The 17034-nt window shown below is 73.4% G+C and carries 18 protein-coding genes; 9 read left to right on the forward strand and 9 right to left on the reverse strand.

Going from position 1 to position 17034, the window contains the following annotated elements; translation table 11 throughout:
* Positions 1-123: 123 nt before the first annotated feature.
* Positions 124-1371: an MFS transporter gene (locus ACQEVZ_RS13920; protein WP_433366198.1), complete on the reverse strand. Its 1248-nt coding sequence runs from the start codon at positions 1369-1371 to the stop codon at positions 124-126.
* 88 nt (positions 1372-1459) lie between these two features.
* On the opposite strand from ACQEVZ_RS13920, the gene ACQEVZ_RS13925 reads away from it, so the two are divergent.
* Positions 1460-2245 carry a hypothetical protein gene (locus tag ACQEVZ_RS13925; RefSeq protein WP_433366201.1) on the forward strand — a complete coding sequence of 262 codons (786 nt, stop codon included), beginning with the start codon at positions 1460-1462 and terminating at the stop codon, positions 2243-2245.
* 100 nt (positions 2246-2345) lie between these two features.
* Here ACQEVZ_RS13925 and ACQEVZ_RS13930 read toward each other — a convergent pair whose 3' ends face one another.
* Positions 2346-2756 carry a hypothetical protein gene (locus ACQEVZ_RS13930; protein WP_344502512.1) on the reverse strand — a complete coding sequence of 137 codons (411 nt, stop codon included), beginning with the start codon at positions 2754-2756 and terminating at the stop codon, positions 2346-2348.
* A gap of 307 nt (positions 2757-3063) precedes the next feature.
* On the opposite strand from ACQEVZ_RS13930, the gene ACQEVZ_RS13935 reads away from it, so the two are divergent.
* On the forward strand, positions 3064-3804 hold the full coding sequence (locus ACQEVZ_RS13935) for a glyoxalase (RefSeq protein ID WP_433366204.1): 741 nt from the start codon (positions 3064-3066) through the stop codon (positions 3802-3804).
* A gap of 60 nt (positions 3805-3864) precedes the next feature.
* On the opposite strand, the gene ACQEVZ_RS13940 is transcribed toward ACQEVZ_RS13935, so the two are convergent.
* Together ACQEVZ_RS13940 and ACQEVZ_RS13945 are read right to left on the reverse strand one after the other, a co-directional pair.
* The gene (locus ACQEVZ_RS13940) at positions 3865-5424 is read right to left on the reverse strand and encodes an MDR family MFS transporter (protein WP_433366207.1); all 1560 of its coding nucleotides are present in this window, start codon (positions 5422-5424) and stop codon (positions 3865-3867) included.
* Between the two features lie 14 nt (positions 5425-5438).
* Positions 5439-5858, reverse strand: coding sequence for a MarR family winged helix-turn-helix transcriptional regulator (locus ACQEVZ_RS13945; protein ID WP_433366210.1), 420 nt, complete (start codon positions 5856-5858; stop codon positions 5439-5441).
* Between the two features lie 93 nt (positions 5859-5951).
* On the opposite strand from ACQEVZ_RS13945, the gene ACQEVZ_RS13950 reads away from it, so the two are divergent.
* Positions 5952-6533, forward strand: a complete 582-nt coding sequence (locus ACQEVZ_RS13950; protein WP_433366213.1) for a TetR/AcrR family transcriptional regulator — start codon at positions 5952-5954, stop codon at positions 6531-6533.
* 47 nt (positions 6534-6580) lie between these two features.
* On the opposite strand, the gene ACQEVZ_RS13955 is transcribed toward ACQEVZ_RS13950, so the two are convergent.
* The gene (locus ACQEVZ_RS13955) at positions 6581-7216 is read right to left on the reverse strand and encodes a hypothetical protein (protein WP_433366216.1); all 636 of its coding nucleotides are present in this window, start codon (positions 7214-7216) and stop codon (positions 6581-6583) included.
* 176 nt (positions 7217-7392) lie between these two features.
* Between ACQEVZ_RS13955 and ACQEVZ_RS13960 the strand changes: the two genes are divergently transcribed.
* Both ACQEVZ_RS13960 and ACQEVZ_RS13965 read left to right on the forward strand, forming a co-directional pair.
* Positions 7393-9447: a sensor histidine kinase gene (locus tag ACQEVZ_RS13960; protein ID WP_433366219.1), complete on the forward strand. Its 2055-nt coding sequence runs from the start codon at positions 7393-7395 to the stop codon at positions 9445-9447.
* Entirely contained in the window at positions 9437-10093 is a 657-nt protein-coding gene (locus tag ACQEVZ_RS13965) for a response regulator transcription factor (RefSeq protein ID WP_344502519.1), read from the forward strand. Before ACQEVZ_RS13960 ends, ACQEVZ_RS13965 begins: the two co-directional genes overlap by 11 nt.
* A 172-nt stretch (positions 10094-10265) precedes the next feature.
* Here the strand turns inward: ACQEVZ_RS13965 and ACQEVZ_RS13970 are convergent, their stop codons facing one another.
* The 3 genes from ACQEVZ_RS13970 to ACQEVZ_RS13980 are packed head-to-tail and all read right to left on the reverse strand — an operon-like array spanning position 10266 to position 12510.
* Entirely contained in the window at positions 10266-10862 is a 597-nt protein-coding gene (locus ACQEVZ_RS13970) for an ATP-dependent Clp protease proteolytic subunit (RefSeq protein ID WP_344502520.1), read from the reverse strand.
* Positions 10863-10871: 9 nt separating this feature from the next.
* Positions 10872-11669, reverse strand: a complete 798-nt coding sequence (locus ACQEVZ_RS13975) for a hypothetical protein (protein WP_433366223.1) — start codon at positions 11667-11669, stop codon at positions 10872-10874.
* 1 nt (position 11670) lies between these two features.
* Positions 11671-12510, reverse strand: a complete 840-nt coding sequence (locus ACQEVZ_RS13980; protein WP_433366226.1) for a tetratricopeptide repeat protein — start codon at positions 12508-12510, stop codon at positions 11671-11673.
* Positions 12511-12647: 137 nt separating this feature from the next.
* Between ACQEVZ_RS13980 and ACQEVZ_RS13985 the strand changes: the two genes are divergently transcribed.
* Entirely contained in the window at positions 12648-13148 is a 501-nt protein-coding gene (locus ACQEVZ_RS13985; RefSeq protein WP_344502523.1) for a chemotaxis protein CheX, read from the forward strand.
* Between the two features lie 9 nt (positions 13149-13157).
* Here the strand turns inward: ACQEVZ_RS13985 and ACQEVZ_RS13990 are convergent, their stop codons facing one another.
* Entirely contained in the window at positions 13158-15710 is a 2553-nt protein-coding gene (locus ACQEVZ_RS13990; protein WP_433366229.1) for a putative bifunctional diguanylate cyclase/phosphodiesterase, read from the reverse strand.
* A 279-nt stretch (positions 15711-15989) separates the two neighbouring features.
* Here ACQEVZ_RS13990 and ACQEVZ_RS13995 point away from each other — a divergent pair, with 279 nt between their 5' ends.
* From ACQEVZ_RS13995 to ACQEVZ_RS14005, 3 genes are read left to right on the forward strand one after another with little or no spacing between them, the layout of a single operon-like run.
* Complete coding sequence (locus tag ACQEVZ_RS13995; protein WP_433366232.1) at positions 15990-16337, forward strand: MmcQ/YjbR family DNA-binding protein; 348 nt, start codon at positions 15990-15992, stop codon at positions 16335-16337.
* A complete protein-coding gene (locus tag ACQEVZ_RS14000) occupies positions 16334-16615 on the forward strand; it encodes a hypothetical protein (RefSeq protein WP_433366235.1) in 282 nt (93 codons plus the stop codon). The genes ACQEVZ_RS13995 and ACQEVZ_RS14000 overlap by 4 nt, the downstream gene beginning before the upstream one ends.
* A gap of 56 nt (positions 16616-16671) precedes the next feature.
* The gene (locus ACQEVZ_RS14005; RefSeq protein ID WP_433366238.1) at positions 16672-17016 is read left to right on the forward strand and encodes a hypothetical protein; all 345 of its coding nucleotides are present in this window, start codon (positions 16672-16674) and stop codon (positions 17014-17016) included.
* Positions 17017-17034 lie beyond the last annotated feature (18 nt).

Here is a 17034-nt window from a genome sequence, read left to right on the forward strand (position 1 = left end):
CGCTGAGAAGAGCATGCAGGTCGCCACTTGGCGCGGACTTGGCGAACACTTGCGCTGACCTGTCACCCACCCGACACCGTTGCCCGGTATCTCCCACCTTGATCCACCCCTCCGCGGAGGTGTTCAGGCGGGGGCCTGCTCGCTGGTGGGCTCCTTGGCGCCGACGGCGGGATCACCGGGCTCGATGGGCTCGGTGGACTTGGTGGCGCCGGCGGTGACGAGGAGGAGGGCCGCGGCGGCGGCCATCGTGGTCAGGCCGGCGGTGATGAGGGCGCCGCCGCCGCCGAGCCAGGCGACCAGCGGGGCCGCGGCCGCGGTGCCGCCGCCGATCGCGGTCTGGTTGACGGCGCTGACGGTGGCGAAGAGGCGGCCGTGGCGTTCGGGTGGGGTGCGGGCGGTGATCAGGGCGTTCTGGGCGACGTTGAGGATGCCGTTGCCGGCGCCGCCGAGGGCCGCGGCGGCGTAGGCGAGCAGCAGGCCGGGGGCGAGGCCGATGCCCGCGATGCCGGCGCCCATGGCGAGGCACGCGACGGCGACCGCGACCCGGTGGCTGAGGTGCAGCAGGGGCAGCAGCTGCGAGCCCACGAGGACGCCGGCGCCCCAGACGGTGAGGTAGAGGCCGTACTGCGCGGAGGAGGCGCCGAGCTGGTCGACGAACCGGAACGGCGCCGCGACGTTGTCGACGATGGCGGCGCCGACGCTGATCGCGACGCCGAGGACCGCGACGGTCAGGACCCGGTCGGCGAGCAGCAGCCGCAGCCCGCCGGACCGGTCGTCGGCCGCGGCCGAGGGGTCGGGGCGGCGGCGGACGGTGAGCAGCGCGCACGCGCCGGCGAGCAGCGCGAACGTGGCCGCGTCGGCGAGCACCGCGGCCCGCACGCCGAACCAGCCGGTGAACAGCCCGCCGACGGCGGGGCCGAAGATCCAGCCGAGGCCGAAGCCCAGCGACAGCCGGGCGTAGCCGCGCTCCCGCCCACTGGGCCCGGTGATGGCCGGCACCAGCGAGCTCGTCGCCGGCCGGACGAACGCCGCCAGCGCCGCGAGCGCCGCGAACAGCAGCACCGTCGGCAGCGGGCCGTCCAGCAGCGCGAGCGGCACCGCGACCACCGCCTGGCCGAGCAGCGCGACGATCAGCACGCCACGCGTCTCGAGCCGGTCGACGACGCGGCCCACCACCGGGGCCAGCACCACGACCGGCACCAGCTCCGCGGCGAGGAGCGCGGCGACCCACCCGCTGCCGTGCGGCTGGAGGCGCAGCAGCAGCGCGATGAACGCGGCGGCGTCGCCGGCGACCGACACGGCGAGCCCGGCCGTGAGGATCCCGAGGTCCGCACGCCCGCGCCCCGCATCGACGGTCCTCATGGTCGCCATGTCCGCCACCGTACCGCCGCCGCATCCGACGGGACGGCCCCTGATCCCGTATCCTTCGCGGGTTCAAGGGTGGTGACGGGGGGTCGCTGTGGTGGTACCGGAGTCCGGGCACGGCTGGCACCTGCCCGACGGGCCGCCGCCGGGCGACCCGGACGAGCGGGGCACGCCGGGCGACGGGTTCCCGACGCCGCCGGTGTACGGGCCACCGCCGCAGCCGGCACCCGCGCCGTCCTTCGCCCAGGGGGCCCGGCGGCCCGCCGTCATTGCCCTCGTCCTCGCCGGCGTGGTCAGCCTGGTCGCGTGCGTCTGTGTGTCCGCCTACCTGAACGACAAGCCGGAGCTGCCCCGGTCCACCGCGCCCACCTATTCCCGGCCCGCCGCGCCGGCCGCCCCGTCGCTGTCGTCGCGGCCGCCCAGCGGCGCTCCGGCGGGTCCGCCGCGGGTGTGGGCGCTCAAGGCACCGGCGAAGGCGGGCACGATGCGGCGGTCGGACGATCCCCCACCGGTCCCGGATCCGTACTCGGCGACCTACGAGGATCCGCTCGACCCTCAGTACATGGTGATGCTGACCGGGCAGGTCGGCGCGCGCTTCACACAGGACGGCCCGCAGGCGGCGGTCGACGCGTGGCTCGCCGCGCAGGACCCGGCCCGCGCGCAGACCACGCTGTGGGCCGAGGAGATGGTGCGGCGCGGCCCGCTCTCGATCGGCGGCGTCGCGCTGTGCCGGGACTCCGTCGGGCTCCCCACGCCCGAGGCCTGGTGCGCGTGGGCGTCCGACGGCGTGGTGGTCGAGTTCGTGTTCGTGCGGGTGCCGGCGCCGGTGGCGTGGGACCGGATGGCGGAGATGCTGCCGGCCATCGCCACGTACTCCTGACGCCCGGTCCTGCCCTGTGGGCTCCCGGAACCGCGGAACGCCGGCCGGCCCGAAGGCCGACCGGCGTTCCTAGCGCAGTCGAGACGCACCCGGCGGGTGGTCAGGCGCTGCTGTCGGAGATCTCGTAGTTCGGGCCGTCCATGACGTTCCCGAGGAAGCTCTCGAAGCGCTCCGTGAGCGACATGACGTGCGCGTCCGACGCCTCGGCACCCTCGATCTCGGCCGCACCGAACCCGGCGGAGCCCTCCTGGCCGTACGCGGCGAAGGTGTGCTCCTGCTCGATCTCGGTGTGCTCGTACCGCGTGTACTCGGTCACCTCGTAGTGGTTGCCCGCGGCGTCCGTGTACTCGATGTGCTTGACGTTCTCGTACTCGGTGTGCTCGATGCTCTGGTGGTCGGTCTCGAGGATGCCGTACTGCGAGTTGTAGTCCTGCTCGCCGACACTCGCCTCGTGCGCCTCCGCGAGGCCGCTGTGGCCTTCGCTGGTCTCGATCTCGCCGTACTCGCTCATGGGGGGGTGGTCCTCTCGGATGCGTCATCTCGGTGTTGCGCTGTTGGACCTAACGGTACGGGCGTCCGCCAGACCCAAAATCCCGGAAACGTGCCACCCGCACATCCCCGGATCGGCCCGTTCTTCAGACGACGTCGCGTGGAGGTGGCGCTCCAGGGTCAGCTTCGCGAACACCTCGGGGGCGCCGCGGGGGGGTGTCGATGTCCACCGGCTCCACGGCATCAACCTGCCGGTGTCACTTTCTTGCATTTCACCAATTATTTCTTGCATGTGCGAGTTCGTCCGGGTTCTGGCACACTGCCGCACCATGCTGGAGGAACTGGTGCAGCCGAACGAGACCACCGTGCCGCTGCTGCCGTGCGTGGCCCCCGAGGAGACCGTGGCGTTCTGGCGTTCGCTGGGGTTCGCGGTCACGTACGAGCAGCGCCGGCCCTACCTGTACCTGGCCTTCCAGTGGCGCGGGGTCGGGCTGCACTACAAGCAGCCGCCGGGCGGCATCGACGCGGCACGGGAGGACATCGGCGGCTGCCTGGTGATGGTCGACCTGGTCGCGCCGTATCACGCGGCGTTCACGGAAGCGATGCGGCGCTCGTACGGCAAGATCCTCGCGAAGGGTCTGCCCCGGATCACCCGCTTCCGGCCCGGCGCGTCGCGCTTCACGGTCGTGGACCCGTCCGGCAACTCGATCATCTTCATCCAGCGCGACGAGCCGGCCGAGGTGGAGTACGGCGGCTCCAAGCGCCTGCAGGGCCTGGCCAAGGTCCTCGACAACGCCCGCATCCTGCGCGAGTTCAAGCACGACGACCTGGCCGCGTTCCGCGCCCTGAACTCCGGCCTCCGCCGCCACGCCGACGGCGCCACCACCCTCGAACGCGCGGTGGCCCTGGCCTCGCTCATCGAGCTGGCGGTGGCCCTCGACGACCCCGGCCGCGTCCCGGAGTGGGGTGCCCAGCTGCACAGCCTCCCGCTCACCGCCGAGGAACGCGCCACGGTGCGGGCCGCCGTCGCCGCCCCCGCCGTGCTCGAGCCCTGGCTGCCCGCGGACTGACGCGTGAAGCGCGGACAACCCGGTGGATCGACGGATCCACCGGGTTGTCGAGCGGACGGGTCAGTGCGTCGGGGCGGTCACCTTCCCCGAAGGCTGCGTCGAAGGCGAAGTCTCGGGGGCGGGAGTGTCCAGGTCCAGGGTGGTGCGCAGCGCGGTCGGGCGCATCAGGGCCGCGGCGGCCACGCCGACGAGCGCGATGCCGGCCGAGATGAGGAAGATGTGGCCGGTCGCGTCGCCGTAAGCGGCCCGGACGATGTGCTGCAGGGCGGGCGGGAGGGCGCCGAGGTTGAGGTTGCTGGTGCCGCCGCCGGAGCCGGCGGGGACACCCGCCGCGGCCAGGGAGTGCGTGATGTTGTCGGTGACACGGCGGGCGAGGACGGCGCCGAGGACGGAGACGCCGATGGTGCCGCCGAGCGAGCGAAAGAAGGCGATCGTCGAGCTCGCCGCACCGATGTCCTTCAGGGGCACGGTGTTCTGCACGGCGAGGACGAGGTTCTGCATGGAGGAGCCGACGCCGACGCCGACCAGCAGCATGGCCGCGCCGACGAAGACGAGCGACGTCTCGTGGTCGATGGTGGCCAGGGCTGCGAACCCGAGCACGAGGATGACGGTGCCGGCCACGATGTACGGCTTGATGTTGCCCGAGCGGGTGATCAGCCGGCCGACGATGATCGAGGCGCCCAGGACGCCGGCCATCATCGGGATGGTGAGCAGGCCGGCCTCGGTCGGGGTGTAGCCCCGGCCGATCTGGAAGTACTGGCCGAGGAAGACGGCGCCGCCGAACATGGCCATGCCGACGGAGAGGCTCGCGACGATCGACAGGGCGGTGGTGCGCTGCCGGACGATCTGCAGCGGCACGACCGGCTCGGCCGCGCGGGCCTCCACCAGTACCGCGGCGGCGAGAAGGACGAGTCCGGCGCCGACCATCGCGAAGGTCTGCCACGACAGCCACGCGAACGAGCCGTCGACGAACGAGACCCAGATGAGCAGGACGCTGACGCCCGCGGCGATGAGCGAGGCGCCCAGGTAGTCGATCTTGACAGAGCGCTTGACCGTGACCAGGTGCAGGGTCTTCTGCAGCACGAACAGCGCGATCACGGCGATCGGCACGCCGACGAAGAAGCACCAGCGCCAGCCGAGCCACGACGTGTCCACGATGACGCCGCCGAGGAGGGGGCCGCCGACGGTCGCGACGGCCATCACGCCGCCGAGGTAGCCGTTGTACCGTCCGCGCTCCCGCGGCGGGATCATCGCCGCGATGACGACCTGGACGAGCGCCTGCAGGCCGCCCACGCCGATGCCCTGGAAGGCGCGCGCGGCGATCAGCTCACCGGCGTTCTGCGACAGGCCGGACAGGATCGAGCCCACGACGAAGATGACGATGGAGATCTGGACGAGCAGCTTCTTGCTGTACAGGTCGGACAGCTTGCCCCAGATCGGGGTGGAGGCGGTCGCGGTGAGCAGGGTGGCGGTGACGACCCACGTGTACTGGCCCTGGGTGCCGTTGAGCGCCCCGATGATCTTCGGCAGGGCGGTGGAGACGATGGTGGAGCTCACCAGCGCCACGAACAGCACGAGCAGCAGCCCGCTCAACGCTTCGAGAATCTGCCGATGCGACATCGGCTTGGCGTGACTCATCGTGTTGCCTCCAGGTGCAGGTCGTTCGCGAAGCGGCACAGGTAGCCGCTGAAGTGCTCGAGGTCTTCTGGGCTCCAGTCGCGCAGCGCGTCGGCGAGCAGGTCGTCGTACCAGGCGACCGCGTCGGCGAGGGTCTGCCGGCCGGCGGGCGTGAGCTCGAGGAGGGTGGCCCGCCCGTCGTGCGGGTCGGGGACGCGCCGGACGAGGCCGGCCTGCGAGACGGCACTGACCGCCCGGCTGGTCGTGGACTGGTCGAGGGCGCACCGCGCGGCGACCTCCTTCAGGTGCCGGCCGCCGTCCGAGCGGTCGATCGCCTGCAGCAGCCCGACCGTGCCCGACGGCAGGACCGGATGCCGGCGGCGGTGCTTGAGCACGCGAAGGACCTTCATCAGCTCGTACAGATCGTCGCGCAGCATGGACACCTCCCCAATTACTTGCCTTCTACAAGCATCAGAAAAAGTTGCCCAGTGCGCAAGTTTTCTCAGTGAGAAGTGGGTAACATTCGGAACGTGAGCACCGGGCTGCGGGAACGCAAGAAATCCGCCACCCGGCAGGCCCTGCACGAGGCCGCCGTCCGGCTGGCGATCGAGCACGGCCTCGACCGGGTCACCGTCGAGGCGATCGCCGACGCGGCGGACGTGTCCAGGCGGACGTTCTCCAACTACTTCGCCAGCAAGGAGGAGGCGTTCCTCTACGGCGACCACGCCCGCATGTGCGTGCTCATCGACGCGGTGCGGGCCCGGCCCGCCGGCGAGGCGCCGTGGCAGGTGCTGACCGCCGCCGCCGTCGAGGTGTTCCAGGTGCTCGGCGCCCGGGACCCGCGCTGGATCGCCCAGGTGCGGCTCGTCCGCCGGCACCCGGCGCTCGCGGCGCAGCAGGTCACCACGTACACCTCGATGGAGGACGGCCTCACCGCCGAGCTGGTCGCGCGCGGGGTCGAAGGGCTGATCCGCGCCCGTCTGATGGCCGCGGCGTTCATGGCGTCGGTGCGGGTCGCGATCCAGGCCTACCCGGACCGCACCGAGGGCGCCGCACTGATCGACGTCATGCGAGAAGCCCTCGCCGTGACGGGCGAGGGCTTCCGCGGGTAGGGGGAATCGGGGTCAGCGGCTCCGATGCGGCAGCTGGGTGGCGGGGGTCAGCGGGCGCCGGTCAGCTGCGGGCGGAGCATCAGCAGGACGCCGAGCGTCATGTAGCCGATGAGCAGGTGGCCGCCGCCGACGTAGTCCGCGAGCGGCGAGCCGAAGATGGCGAAGACCGGGACGGTGACGACGGCCCAGCTCTCCGCGACCACCGGCCAGATCCGCACGACGCCCTTCCACCGGCCGGTGATCGCCAGCTTCACGCCGATGACGGCCATACCGAGCATCGACAGCGGCCAGAAGATGTCCATCGGGACGAGCCACGCCGCGTCGCGCAGCGCCGGGACGGCGTGCAGGACGCTCCACAGCGTGGCGATCGCCAGCAGCACGTGCTCGACCACGAGCATGCCGCGGGCCACCTTCGTGAGGCCCGTCGCGCGGGTCCGGACCTGGACGGCGAGCAGCGCGAACAGCCCCAGCTGGAACAGTCCGCCGGTGGCGTCGGTGATGGTCAGGCCGAGGGAGTCGGTCGGGTTGTTGCCGACGGTGAACATGCTGGCCGCCCACGCCGCCGTGCCGGCGGTCAGGGCCAGGCCCAGCTTGCGGACGCCACCCACGGTGATGGCGGCGACGGGCTGCTGGCCGGTGAGGACGTCGGTGCGGGCGGGGACGGGCTCGGTGCGGATCGTCATGGCAGGTTCCTTTATGTGAGGCGGCGGGGCTCGCCGGGTATGCCGAGAATCCTGCGTCCCACCGCGACCCGGGCGGCAGGGCCGCGCGCCCCCGATGGCGTCCCTTCCCGTGTCCCGGCCCGGACGGGACTCCGGTCCCCGGGACCGCGGGACTGCCAGGCTGACACGATGGCCGCATGCGCACGCGGCTCCCCACCATCGCCGGCGGGCTCTTCGTCCTGCTGGCACTCGCCTCGACGGTCATCTCGATCGTCCTGGAGACCGCGATCGGCGCCGAGCGCCGCGCCACCGACGGCATCGAGGCGGGCTGGATCTCCGGCCTCGCCGGCCTGGCCCTCGCCGTGCCGGGCGCGCTGCTGGCCCGTAAGGTCCCGCGCAACGCGGTCGCCTGGATCCTGTGCGTCACCGGCCTGCACTGGTCCAGCGACGGCACGTTCGCGTCGTGGGTCGCGTACGCCACCGCCCACGACCCCTGGCTGCCCGGCGTCACCATCTCCTGGTGGCTCTACCAGCGGCTCGGCGCGGCGCTGCTGTTCTCGCTGCCGCTGCTGCTGATCTTCTATCCGGACGGCCGTCCGCCGGAGGGGCGCTGGCGCTGGGCCTCGTTCGTCAGCCTCGGGTTCACCGCGGTCCTGCCGGTCACGCTGCTGTTCGTCCCGACCCGCATCGCCGAGGCGCAGGGCGGCGGCGACCCCTCGTCGGCGCTGAAGCTCTCGATCGACCTGCTCACGCTCCCGCTGCCCGACGGCGTCTGGGTCGTCCTGCTCCGCCTCGGCTATGCGGCGCTGCCGTTGAGCCTGCTGGTGCCCTTCGCGGTGGTGTTCCGCCGGTACCGGCAGGCGGAGGGCCTCGCCAAGACCCGCATGCGCTGGCTGGTCTGGGCCGGCGTCGTCGACGTGCTGGTCATGCTCTCCGCGCTGCTGCTGCCCCAGTCGGCGCTGTCGCTCGGCCTGTTCGTGGCGATCGTCGTCACCGGCGGCGCGATCGCGGTCGGCATCCTGCGCCCGCGTCTCGTGGACATCGACCGGCTCCTCGGCGGCACCGTGCTCTACGGCGCCCTGGCCACGCTCGTCGTCGCCGTCGACGCGATCCTGCTCGCCGCGGCGACGACCCTCCTCGGCGAGCAGGGTGCCGCCCTCGCCGGCCTGCTCGTCGTGATGCTCGTGTACGGCCCGCTGCGGCACCGCCTCTGGCAGCTGGTCCAGCGCGTGGTGCTCGGGCGGCGGCACGACCCGTACCGTGTCGTCTCCGGCCTCGCCGAACAGCTCGAACGCACCGACAGCCCCGAGGACCAGCTGCTCGCCGTCGCGCGCAGCGTCGCCGAGGCGTTCAACGCCCCCTACGTCGCCGTCGAGGTCCACCGCGGCGGCGACTCGACCCTGCTCGCCGAGCACGGGCAGCCGGTCCCGGACTGTTCTACGCTGCCCATCACGTACCGTGGCGAAACCGTCGGCAGGCTGATCCTGCCCGCCGGCGGACCCCGCACCGACCTCTCCCCGCGCGACGAGCGGCTCCTCGCCGACGTGGTCCGGCAGGCGGCGGCCGCGGCGCGCTCCAGCCACCTCGCCGCCGAGCTGCAGCTGAGCCGGGAACGCCTGGTCGGGGCCCGCGAGGAGGAGCGCCGCCGGGTGCGCCGCGACCTGCACGACGGGCTCGGCCCGGCGCTCGGCGGGGTGGCGCTGCGCATCGACACCGCCCGCAACCTGCTCAAGTCCTCGCCGTCCAGGGCCGACGACATCCTGCGGCAGGCCCGGGAGGACGTGTCGACCGCGCTCGCCGACGTACGACGCCTCGTGCACGACCTGCGCCCACCGGCCCTCGACGACGTGGGCCTGATCGGCGCCGTCGACCAGATCGCCGACCGCCTCCGCACGCCCGCCCTCGCGATCCGCGTCGAGGGCGCCCTGCCCTCGGGGCTGCCCGCGGCGGTGGAGGTGGCCGCTTACCGGATCGCCTCGGAGGCCTTGACGAACGTGTCGAAGCACGCGCGGGCGTCGTCGGTTTCCGCTGATTTCTCCGTTGTTTCGGACAGGTTGGTGGTGACGGTGACCGACGACGGCGCCGGGATCGCCGCCGGCACGCCGTCCGGGGTCGGGCTCATCTCACTGCGGGAACGCGCCTCGGAGCTCGGCGGCAACTGCGAGATCGAGTGCCCGCCGGACGGCGGCACGACCGTGCGCGCCACACTGCCTCTAGGATCTTCACGTCAGGAGGTGGCCGATGGCCGATGAACCGGTCCGGGTCCTGGTCGCCGACGACCACCCGATCTTCCGCGACGGCCTCGCCGTCCTCCTCGGCTCCGTCGACGGCATCGACGTCGTCGGCACCGCCGCCACCGGCGCGGAGGCCGTCGCCCTCGCCGTCGACCTGCTCCCCGACGTGGTCGTCATGGACGTGCAGATGCCCGACCTGAACGGCATCGAGGCCACCCGCCGCCTCTCCGCCGAGGCCCCGTCCGTCGGCGTCGTCGTGCTCACCATGTCCGAGGACGACGGCACGGTCTTCAGCGCCGTCCGGGCCGGCGCCCGCGGGTACCTCGTGAAGGGCGCCGAACAGGAGGAGATCGTCCGCGCCATCAACACGGTCGCCTCCGGCGGCGCGGTCTTCGGCGCCACCCTCGCCCGCCGCATCGCCGAGTTCTTCGCCGCCGGCCCCCCGACCGCGACGACGGCCTTCCCCGAGCTCACCGCCCGCGAGCGCGAGATCCTCGAGCTCCTCGCCGCGGGCCGCTCCAACGCCCAGATCGCCCAGACCCTCTACCTGTCCCAGAAGACGGTCCGCAACAACGTCTCCAACGTCTTCGCCAAGCTCCAGGTCGCCGACCGTTCCGAGGCCATCGTCCGCGCCCGCGAGGCCGGCCTCGGCCGGCCCCAGTAGCCACACTCCATCAGCACGAATGCCGCAAGCCGAGCATTGACCAACGCCTGTCCCGGGCCGCGCGGGAGCAGCCATGCGGGAGCAGCCACGGAAGACCCGGGGACCAGCGCCACCCGGGAGCACTTCGCGATGGAGCGTCTGAGGCGAGCACGCCTCGGGCGGGACGGGTGGGTCAGCGGGAGGTGATGGAGGAGATCAGGCCGTACTCGACGGCGTCCTCGGCGGACAGGACGCGGCCGGTGGACAGGTCGTCCTCGATGCGGGAGCGGGGCTGGCCGGTCGCGGCGGCGATGCGCAGGACCAGGTCCTCCAGGTCGCGCAGGTAGCGCCCGGCCTCGGCGACGACCTGGTCGGCGGTGCCGCCCGGGCTGGTCACCTTCGGCTCCGACAGGCGGAACCTGGCGTGCGCGAACGCCGTGCGGGTCGCCGCGGCGCAGAACACCCCGAGGGCGGCGCCGCCGACCTGGCCGACGGCGGTCGCGTGGACCGGGGCGTGCACGGCGTCGAGCGCGTCGACGAGCGTGAACACCGCCGCCAGCTGTCCCTCCTCCGCCGACAGGTGCAGCGTGATCGGATCGGCGCCGATCGCGTCGAGTGCGAGGAGCGTCGCCGCCGCCCTGCCCGCCATCTCGGGCTCGATCACCCCGCGCAGAAACACCATGCGCCGACCGAACAGCTGCTCGTCGAGCCACGGCGCGTGCTGCGCCTGCGGCGGCTGCGGGTCTTCGTCGGGCCGCCACTCGGGCCGGAACCGCAAACTGTGCTCCATACGCCGACCCTAGGCGACCTCGCCCCCACCCGCCGCACCCCGTGTCCCCATTCCGCTGCGGGCGGAAGCCGGGCTCGCCGACCAGCCCAGGCAGACCGCGAGATCCCCGCCGTGGGTGGGGAACGGGTGCCGGTCCGCGGCGGCGAGCTCGTGGCCCAGGCGGAGGCGGTCGCCCCAGGTGGGGTTTCTCCGCAGACAGCGCTCCAGGTACGGCTCGACGAGGTCGGGCCGGTCGCGGGCGGCCAGCCACTCGACCAGCGACGACGGCGAGTTGGTGCGGTCGCCGGGCACCGTGACCACGGCCCGGTCCGGGTCGCCCGCCTCGTCGAACCACGGCAGCACCGCGTCGTGCACCACGGCCGCGAAGGTGGCGAGTGCCGCGGGGCGGCGGGCGGGGTCGGTCAGGTCGATCTCGCCGTCGGGGAAGTCGCCGTACACGTAGCCGTTGGCGCGACCGGCCGCGTACCCGAGCGGGTGACCGATCGCCCAGCTGCCCTGGTCCGGCACCAGGCAGCGGCCGGGGTTGGCCCGCCGCCAGGTGGTCAGGGCCGCGTCGTGCAGGATCAGGACCGTCTGCACGGTGATGGTGCCGGCCGCGCGGTTCATCGACGACGGCTGGAGGGAGACCTCGTGCGTGACGCTTTCGACGGTACGGGTGAGGTTGCGCCGGCGGGTCGACCATGCGAAACCGGTGCCGGTCAGCAGGTCACCCAGATGGTGGCCCGCCGCGGTGACGACGTCCGCCGGCCGCCGCGCCGAAACCAAAGCCGCAACCGAGGTCGGAGCCGGGTGCGCAGGGTCGGTCATGTCACGAGTGGGGGCGGTCGAGGCCGAGGTGGTCGAGCCAGTCGTCGACGGGGTGGCCGAGGTCCTCGGCGGTGTCGAACCAGTGGGCGGCGGTGGCGGCGTCCTCGGGGACGCCCTCGCCGGTCAGGTGCATGTAGCCGAGCATGGCGGCGGCGCGCGGGTTGCCGGCGTCGGCGGCGCGGCGGTAGTAGGCGGCGGCGAGGGTCAGGTCGGCGGGGAAGCCGTCGCCGGTGGCGTGGGCGGCGCCGAGGTTGTACAGCGCCCGTGGCTGGCCGAGGTCGGCGGCGCGCAGCAGCCAGCGGCAGCCGAGGTCCTCGTCGCGGGGGACGCCTTCGCCGGTCGCGTGCAGCACGTACAGCTCGAAGGCGGCGTCGGCGTCGCCCTGCGCGGCGGCCCACTCGTGGTGCGGCACGGCGGCGGCCGGGTCGCCGAGCCACTGCTCCAGCAGGCCCAGCCGGTAGCGGGCGGCGGGGTCGGTGGCGGCGTGCGGGCGCAGGTGCTCGCGGGCCGCCCGCTGCGCGTCGGCCGGGCCGTCGGCGCACGAACGGGCGAAGAGCAGCGCCCCGTCGCGGTCGCCGAGCGCGGCGGCCTCGGCGAAGCACTGCCGGGCCTGGTCCAGCGTGGTCCCGCCGGAGGGGAAGGCGGGGGCGAGCACGGCACCGCTCACGCCGAGGTAGCAGTGGCCGAGCTCGGTCCAGGCGCGGGCGCTGCCCGACCGGCCGGCGGCGCTGAGCCCCGCGACGACCTCCTCGGCCGCCGTGAGCGGCAGGATCCCGATCATCATGTCGCCGCGGTTGATACGGCCCGCGAGGTCGATGCAGCGTGACTCGTCGAACTCCACCCGCGCAACCTAGCAGCCGCCGGCCCGTGACCGTCCGCGATCGTCCCAGAGTGATTTTCCCGTTTCCCCGGGGCTGCTACTTCCGGCTGTCACCATGCGGGTAACGGGTACAGCTTCCGATGACCTCTGGAGTGCGCATGGTGGACGCCTCGCTCAACGAGTCCGGCCTCGCCGACACAGACCTCGTCGAGATCGTCAACGAGGTCTGGGACGCGTACCTGCAGCAGCCGGACGCCCAGGCGACCGATCACGAGCCGGTGCTGGACATGCGTCCGATCACCGCCGCCGTCTCGATCACCGGTGCCTGGGAGGGTCACGTGCGGGTGCTCGTACCGGCGGCGGCGGCGAACGACATCACCGGCCTGATGCTCGCCATGGAGCCCGACGAGGTCACGGACCAGGACGTCACCGACGCGATGGGTGAGCTGATCAACGTCGTCGGCGGCAACCTGAAGAACCGCGGCGCGCAGCCGGCGAAGCTGGGGCTGCCCGTCGTCGCGACCGGCAAGATGCTGTTCCCGTCGACCCGCGAGACGCACCGGCTCGCCGTCGGCTGGCAGGGCAAGCCGGACGAGCCGATCACGTTCAGCGTGCTGCACGTGCACCGGGACCGGCCGGTCACCAGCCGCATGGCGTGACTGTGGCGGTCACCAGGTTCGCTGCCGCACCAGCGCGGCCTCGATGCGTTCCGCCGGTGCCGGCGGGCCGTAGTAGTGGCCCTGGCCGTAGCGGCAACCCGCGGTCCGCACGACCTGCAGGTGCCGCTCCGCCTCCAGACCGTGGGCGACGACCGTCACGTTGAGCCGCTGCGCGAGGCTCACGACGACGTCGATGATCGGCGGCGCGGCCCCGCCGCCGGCCGGCTGCGCCGCGAAGAGGGCGCCGTCGACCTTCAGCACGTCCGTCGGCAGCCGCCGCAGGTGCGCCAGTGACGTGGCGCCCGCGCCGAAGCCGTCCAGCGCGGTCCGCACCCCGATGGCCCGCACCGTGGCCAGGGGCTCGACGGCCCGGTCGAGGTCCACCCCGAGCTCCCGCTCCGACAGCTCCACGACCAGGTCCGGCGGGTCGATCTGGTGGCTGTCGAGGGCGAGGCTGAGCCGGCCGGCGAACCCTTCGGCGACGAGGTCGTCGATCGCCACGTTGACCGACATCCACAGCTGGTACCCCTCGTGCTGCCACGACGACAGCTGCCGGCACGCCTGGTTGAGCACCCAGTCGTGGATCTCGCCGGTGATCCCGAGCTCCCGCGCCACCTCCAGGGTCTCCCGCGGCGGGACCGTGCCGAGGGTGGGGTGCCGCCAGCGCAGCAGCGCCTCCACGCCGATCGGGTGGCCTTCGACGAGGTCGTAGACCGGGTGGTACGCGAGGTCGAGCTCGCCGCGCTCGGCCGCCTGCGGCAGGTGCTGCTCGAGCGTGGCCCGCCGCACGAAGGCGTCCTCGACGGCGGCGTCGTGCCACTCGACCTTGCCGCGCCCGCCGCGTTTCGCCCGGCGCAGCGCCAGCCCGGCCCGGCGCAGCGACTCCTCGGCGCCGCCGCCAGCCGGGGCGAGCCCGATCCCGGCGGACAGCTGCAGGTCGGCGCCGGGCAGCGGGTACGGCTCGCCGAGGTCGCCGAGCAGCCGCGTCGCGAGCGTGAACGCGTGGACCTTGTCGACCCCGGTGTACACCGCGAACTCGTCGCCGTTGAGCCGCGCCGCGACGTCGCCCTTGCCGATCGCGGCGCGGATGCGGGCGGCGGCCTCGACCAGCATCGCGTCGCCGACGTCGGAGCCGTGCAGGTCGTTGACGCCCGCGAAGCCGTCCAGGCCGATCATCATCAGGTGGCCGGTCTTGTCTTCGAGGTGGGCCAGCAGCGTCCCGCGGTTGGCCAGCCCGGTCAGCGGGTCGGTCCGCTGCGTGCGCTGCAGGCTGCGCTCCAGGTCCTGTTCGGCGGTGACGTCGCGCAGGTGCACGACGACGCCGTCGACCTCGGGGTTGCCGCGTTCGTCGGTGACGCTGACCTCGACCGGCCGCCACGCCCCGAACCCGTCCTGGATCCTGGCCCGCACCGGCTGCGGCGACGTCCGGTCCAGGGCCAGCTCATCGGCGTCGTCGGGATGTACCAGCTGCAGGAACGGCCGGCCGACCACGTCCTGGTCCGACAGCCCGAACCGGCGCGCCGCGGCCGCCGACTGCCACCGCACCGACAGGTCCCGGTCCAGCACCACGATGACGTCGGAGGATCCGGCGACCAGCGTGCGGAAGGTCGCCTCCTGCGCGTCGAGCTGGCCGCTGTACCGGCGTAGCGCGACCGCCTCGAGCAGCTCGCGTACCGCGACGGCCAGCACGGCGAGCGTGCCGATGACCATCGCGGGCGTGCCGAGCTGCCCGCGGCTGACGAGCGCGTACAGCACCGCGGCGGCGCCGGCGAGGACGGGCGCGACGAGCAGCGGGTCGCCGATCAGCGTGCCGTCGGTGGCGGGCCGGACGGGCTGGCGGTCGACGTACACCGACCGGCACGCCCCGGCCCAGACCAGCACCGACCCGAGGACGAGCAGGCCGCCCGCGACGAGCAGCCAGGTGCCGCCGCCGGCGGGCCGCAGCGGCAGCACCGCCAGGCCGAGGACCAGGAGCGCGACGCCCCCGGCGGCGGTGACGGCGGCCCAGCGCGGGAACGGCGCCCGTACGCCGCTGACGACCGCGACCGTGATGCCGACGATCGCGAGCAGGCAGGTGGTGAAGACGGTGGGGCTGGGGTCGCCGTGCTGTTCGAGCACGAGGACGAGCAGGGTCAGGAACTTCCACAGTGCGACGCAGATCCCGTCGAGCGCCCGCCGGAACGCGCCGGGCGTGTCGACGGTGACCCCGGGCAGCTTCAGCAGGCCGGCCACGAGCGCCGCCCCCGCGACCGGCGCGACGTACCCGGCGACGGGCGTGGCCACGGCGGAGACCCCGGCGCCGAAGACTCCCAGAGCGAGCGCCACGAGACTGAACACGGTGCCGCGCGGCAGCGCCTTCGGCGCGGCGGCGACGGCCTCGTCCGCGTGCGGGTGCTGCCGGCCGGCACCGATCGCGAGGCGCAGCAGCCAGGCGGCGTGCAGGGTCACCGCGGCCGCGGCGGCGACGAGGACTGCGACCTCGGCCGGCAGCCCGAGCGGCGGCCCGCCGACGAGGACGGCCGCCGCGACGGTCAGCGTGAGCGGTGCCGAGGCCATGAGCATCCGGCCTCGTGATCTGTGCGCGCCACCGATACCCGGTTTCATCGCGTCGGTCCGTTCGCTCGCTCGGCAGGGGGTCCTAGTTGCCCCCAGCAACGACGAGCACGGCCCGGGGTGACGTCAAGGTCACCCGATCGGACGAAACTTCGCCCGTTTTGCGGTGCTTTGATGGCATACGCCTCGGGGGCGATGTGAGCGGCGCGCCAGGACGGGTAACAGGGCGGGTTTGCCCGCCGCTCGCAGGGGCCCTGCGGGGCGGGTCCGGCATGCCAGGATGAGCCGATGGGGAGCGTCGACGAGGTACGCGCGGTGGCGCTGAGCCTGCCGCGGACGACGGAGCACCTGATCCGCGACCGGGTCAAGTTCCGGGTGGGCAGCATCGTCTATCTGGCGCTGTCGCAGGACGAGACGACGCTGGGGTTCGCGTTCCCGAAGGAGGAGCGCGACGCCCTCGTGGCGACCGACCCCGGCCGGTTCTTCCTGCCGCAGCTGTCGGACCTGCGGTTCAACTGGGCCTGCGGCCACCTCGCCGAGCTCGGCGGCGAGGAGCTGCGCGACCTGATCGTCGACGCGTGGCGGATGGTGGTCCCGAAGCGCGTCTACGCCGCCTGGCACCAGAGCCTGTCTTGAGCGCACCAGAGCCGGTCATGAGCCTGGCCGTGCCGCCGTTGTTCGCGGCGCTCGCCGGCGCGCGCAGCGTCCTGGTCGCCGGGGCGGGTGGCGGCTTCGACGTGTACGCCGGGCTGCCGCTGGCGCTCGCGCTGCGCGCCCAGGGGAAGGTCGTGCACCTGGCGAACCTGTCGTTCACCGCGCTCGAGGACACGGTCAGCATGGAGCAGGTGGTGGCCCGCATCGGGCAGTTCCGCGCCGGCATCACGCCGCGGCCCGCGCGGCCTTTTCCACACTGACGGGTGCCGGACAGCTGGTAGCCTTGCGGATTCGGCGAGCGGGGTGGAGGTGAGGCGTGAGGACCGCACTGCGCACGACCGCGGTCAGCCTCGCGCTGAGCATCTGCGCCATGCTGCTCGGCCTGACCCAGGCCCACCACGCGCTGCCCGGCGACACGTTCCAGGTCGCGCGGACGGCGAGCGTCGCGTCGGCGGCACCGGGCGCGGAGGCGCCCCAGGGGCGCAAGCTCCCCCGCACCGGCGACACCGGCACCGACGGGGCGCACTGGCTCGTGGTGCTGCCCGCCACCGTCGACGTCACGCCGCCGGCGGCCCGCTGGTCCGCGGCGGCCGGCCCATCCCACGTCCACAGTGGACGATGCGGTGCCACCCCGGGGTGCCGGGGCCCGCCCACTTCCTGAGGTTCGACGTCTTCCACA

The sequence above is a fragment of the Dactylosporangium sp. CA-152071 genome (assembly GCF_050936335.1).
GTDB classification, from domain to species: Bacteria; Actinomycetota; Actinomycetes; order Mycobacteriales; family Micromonosporaceae; genus Dactylosporangium; species Dactylosporangium maewongense.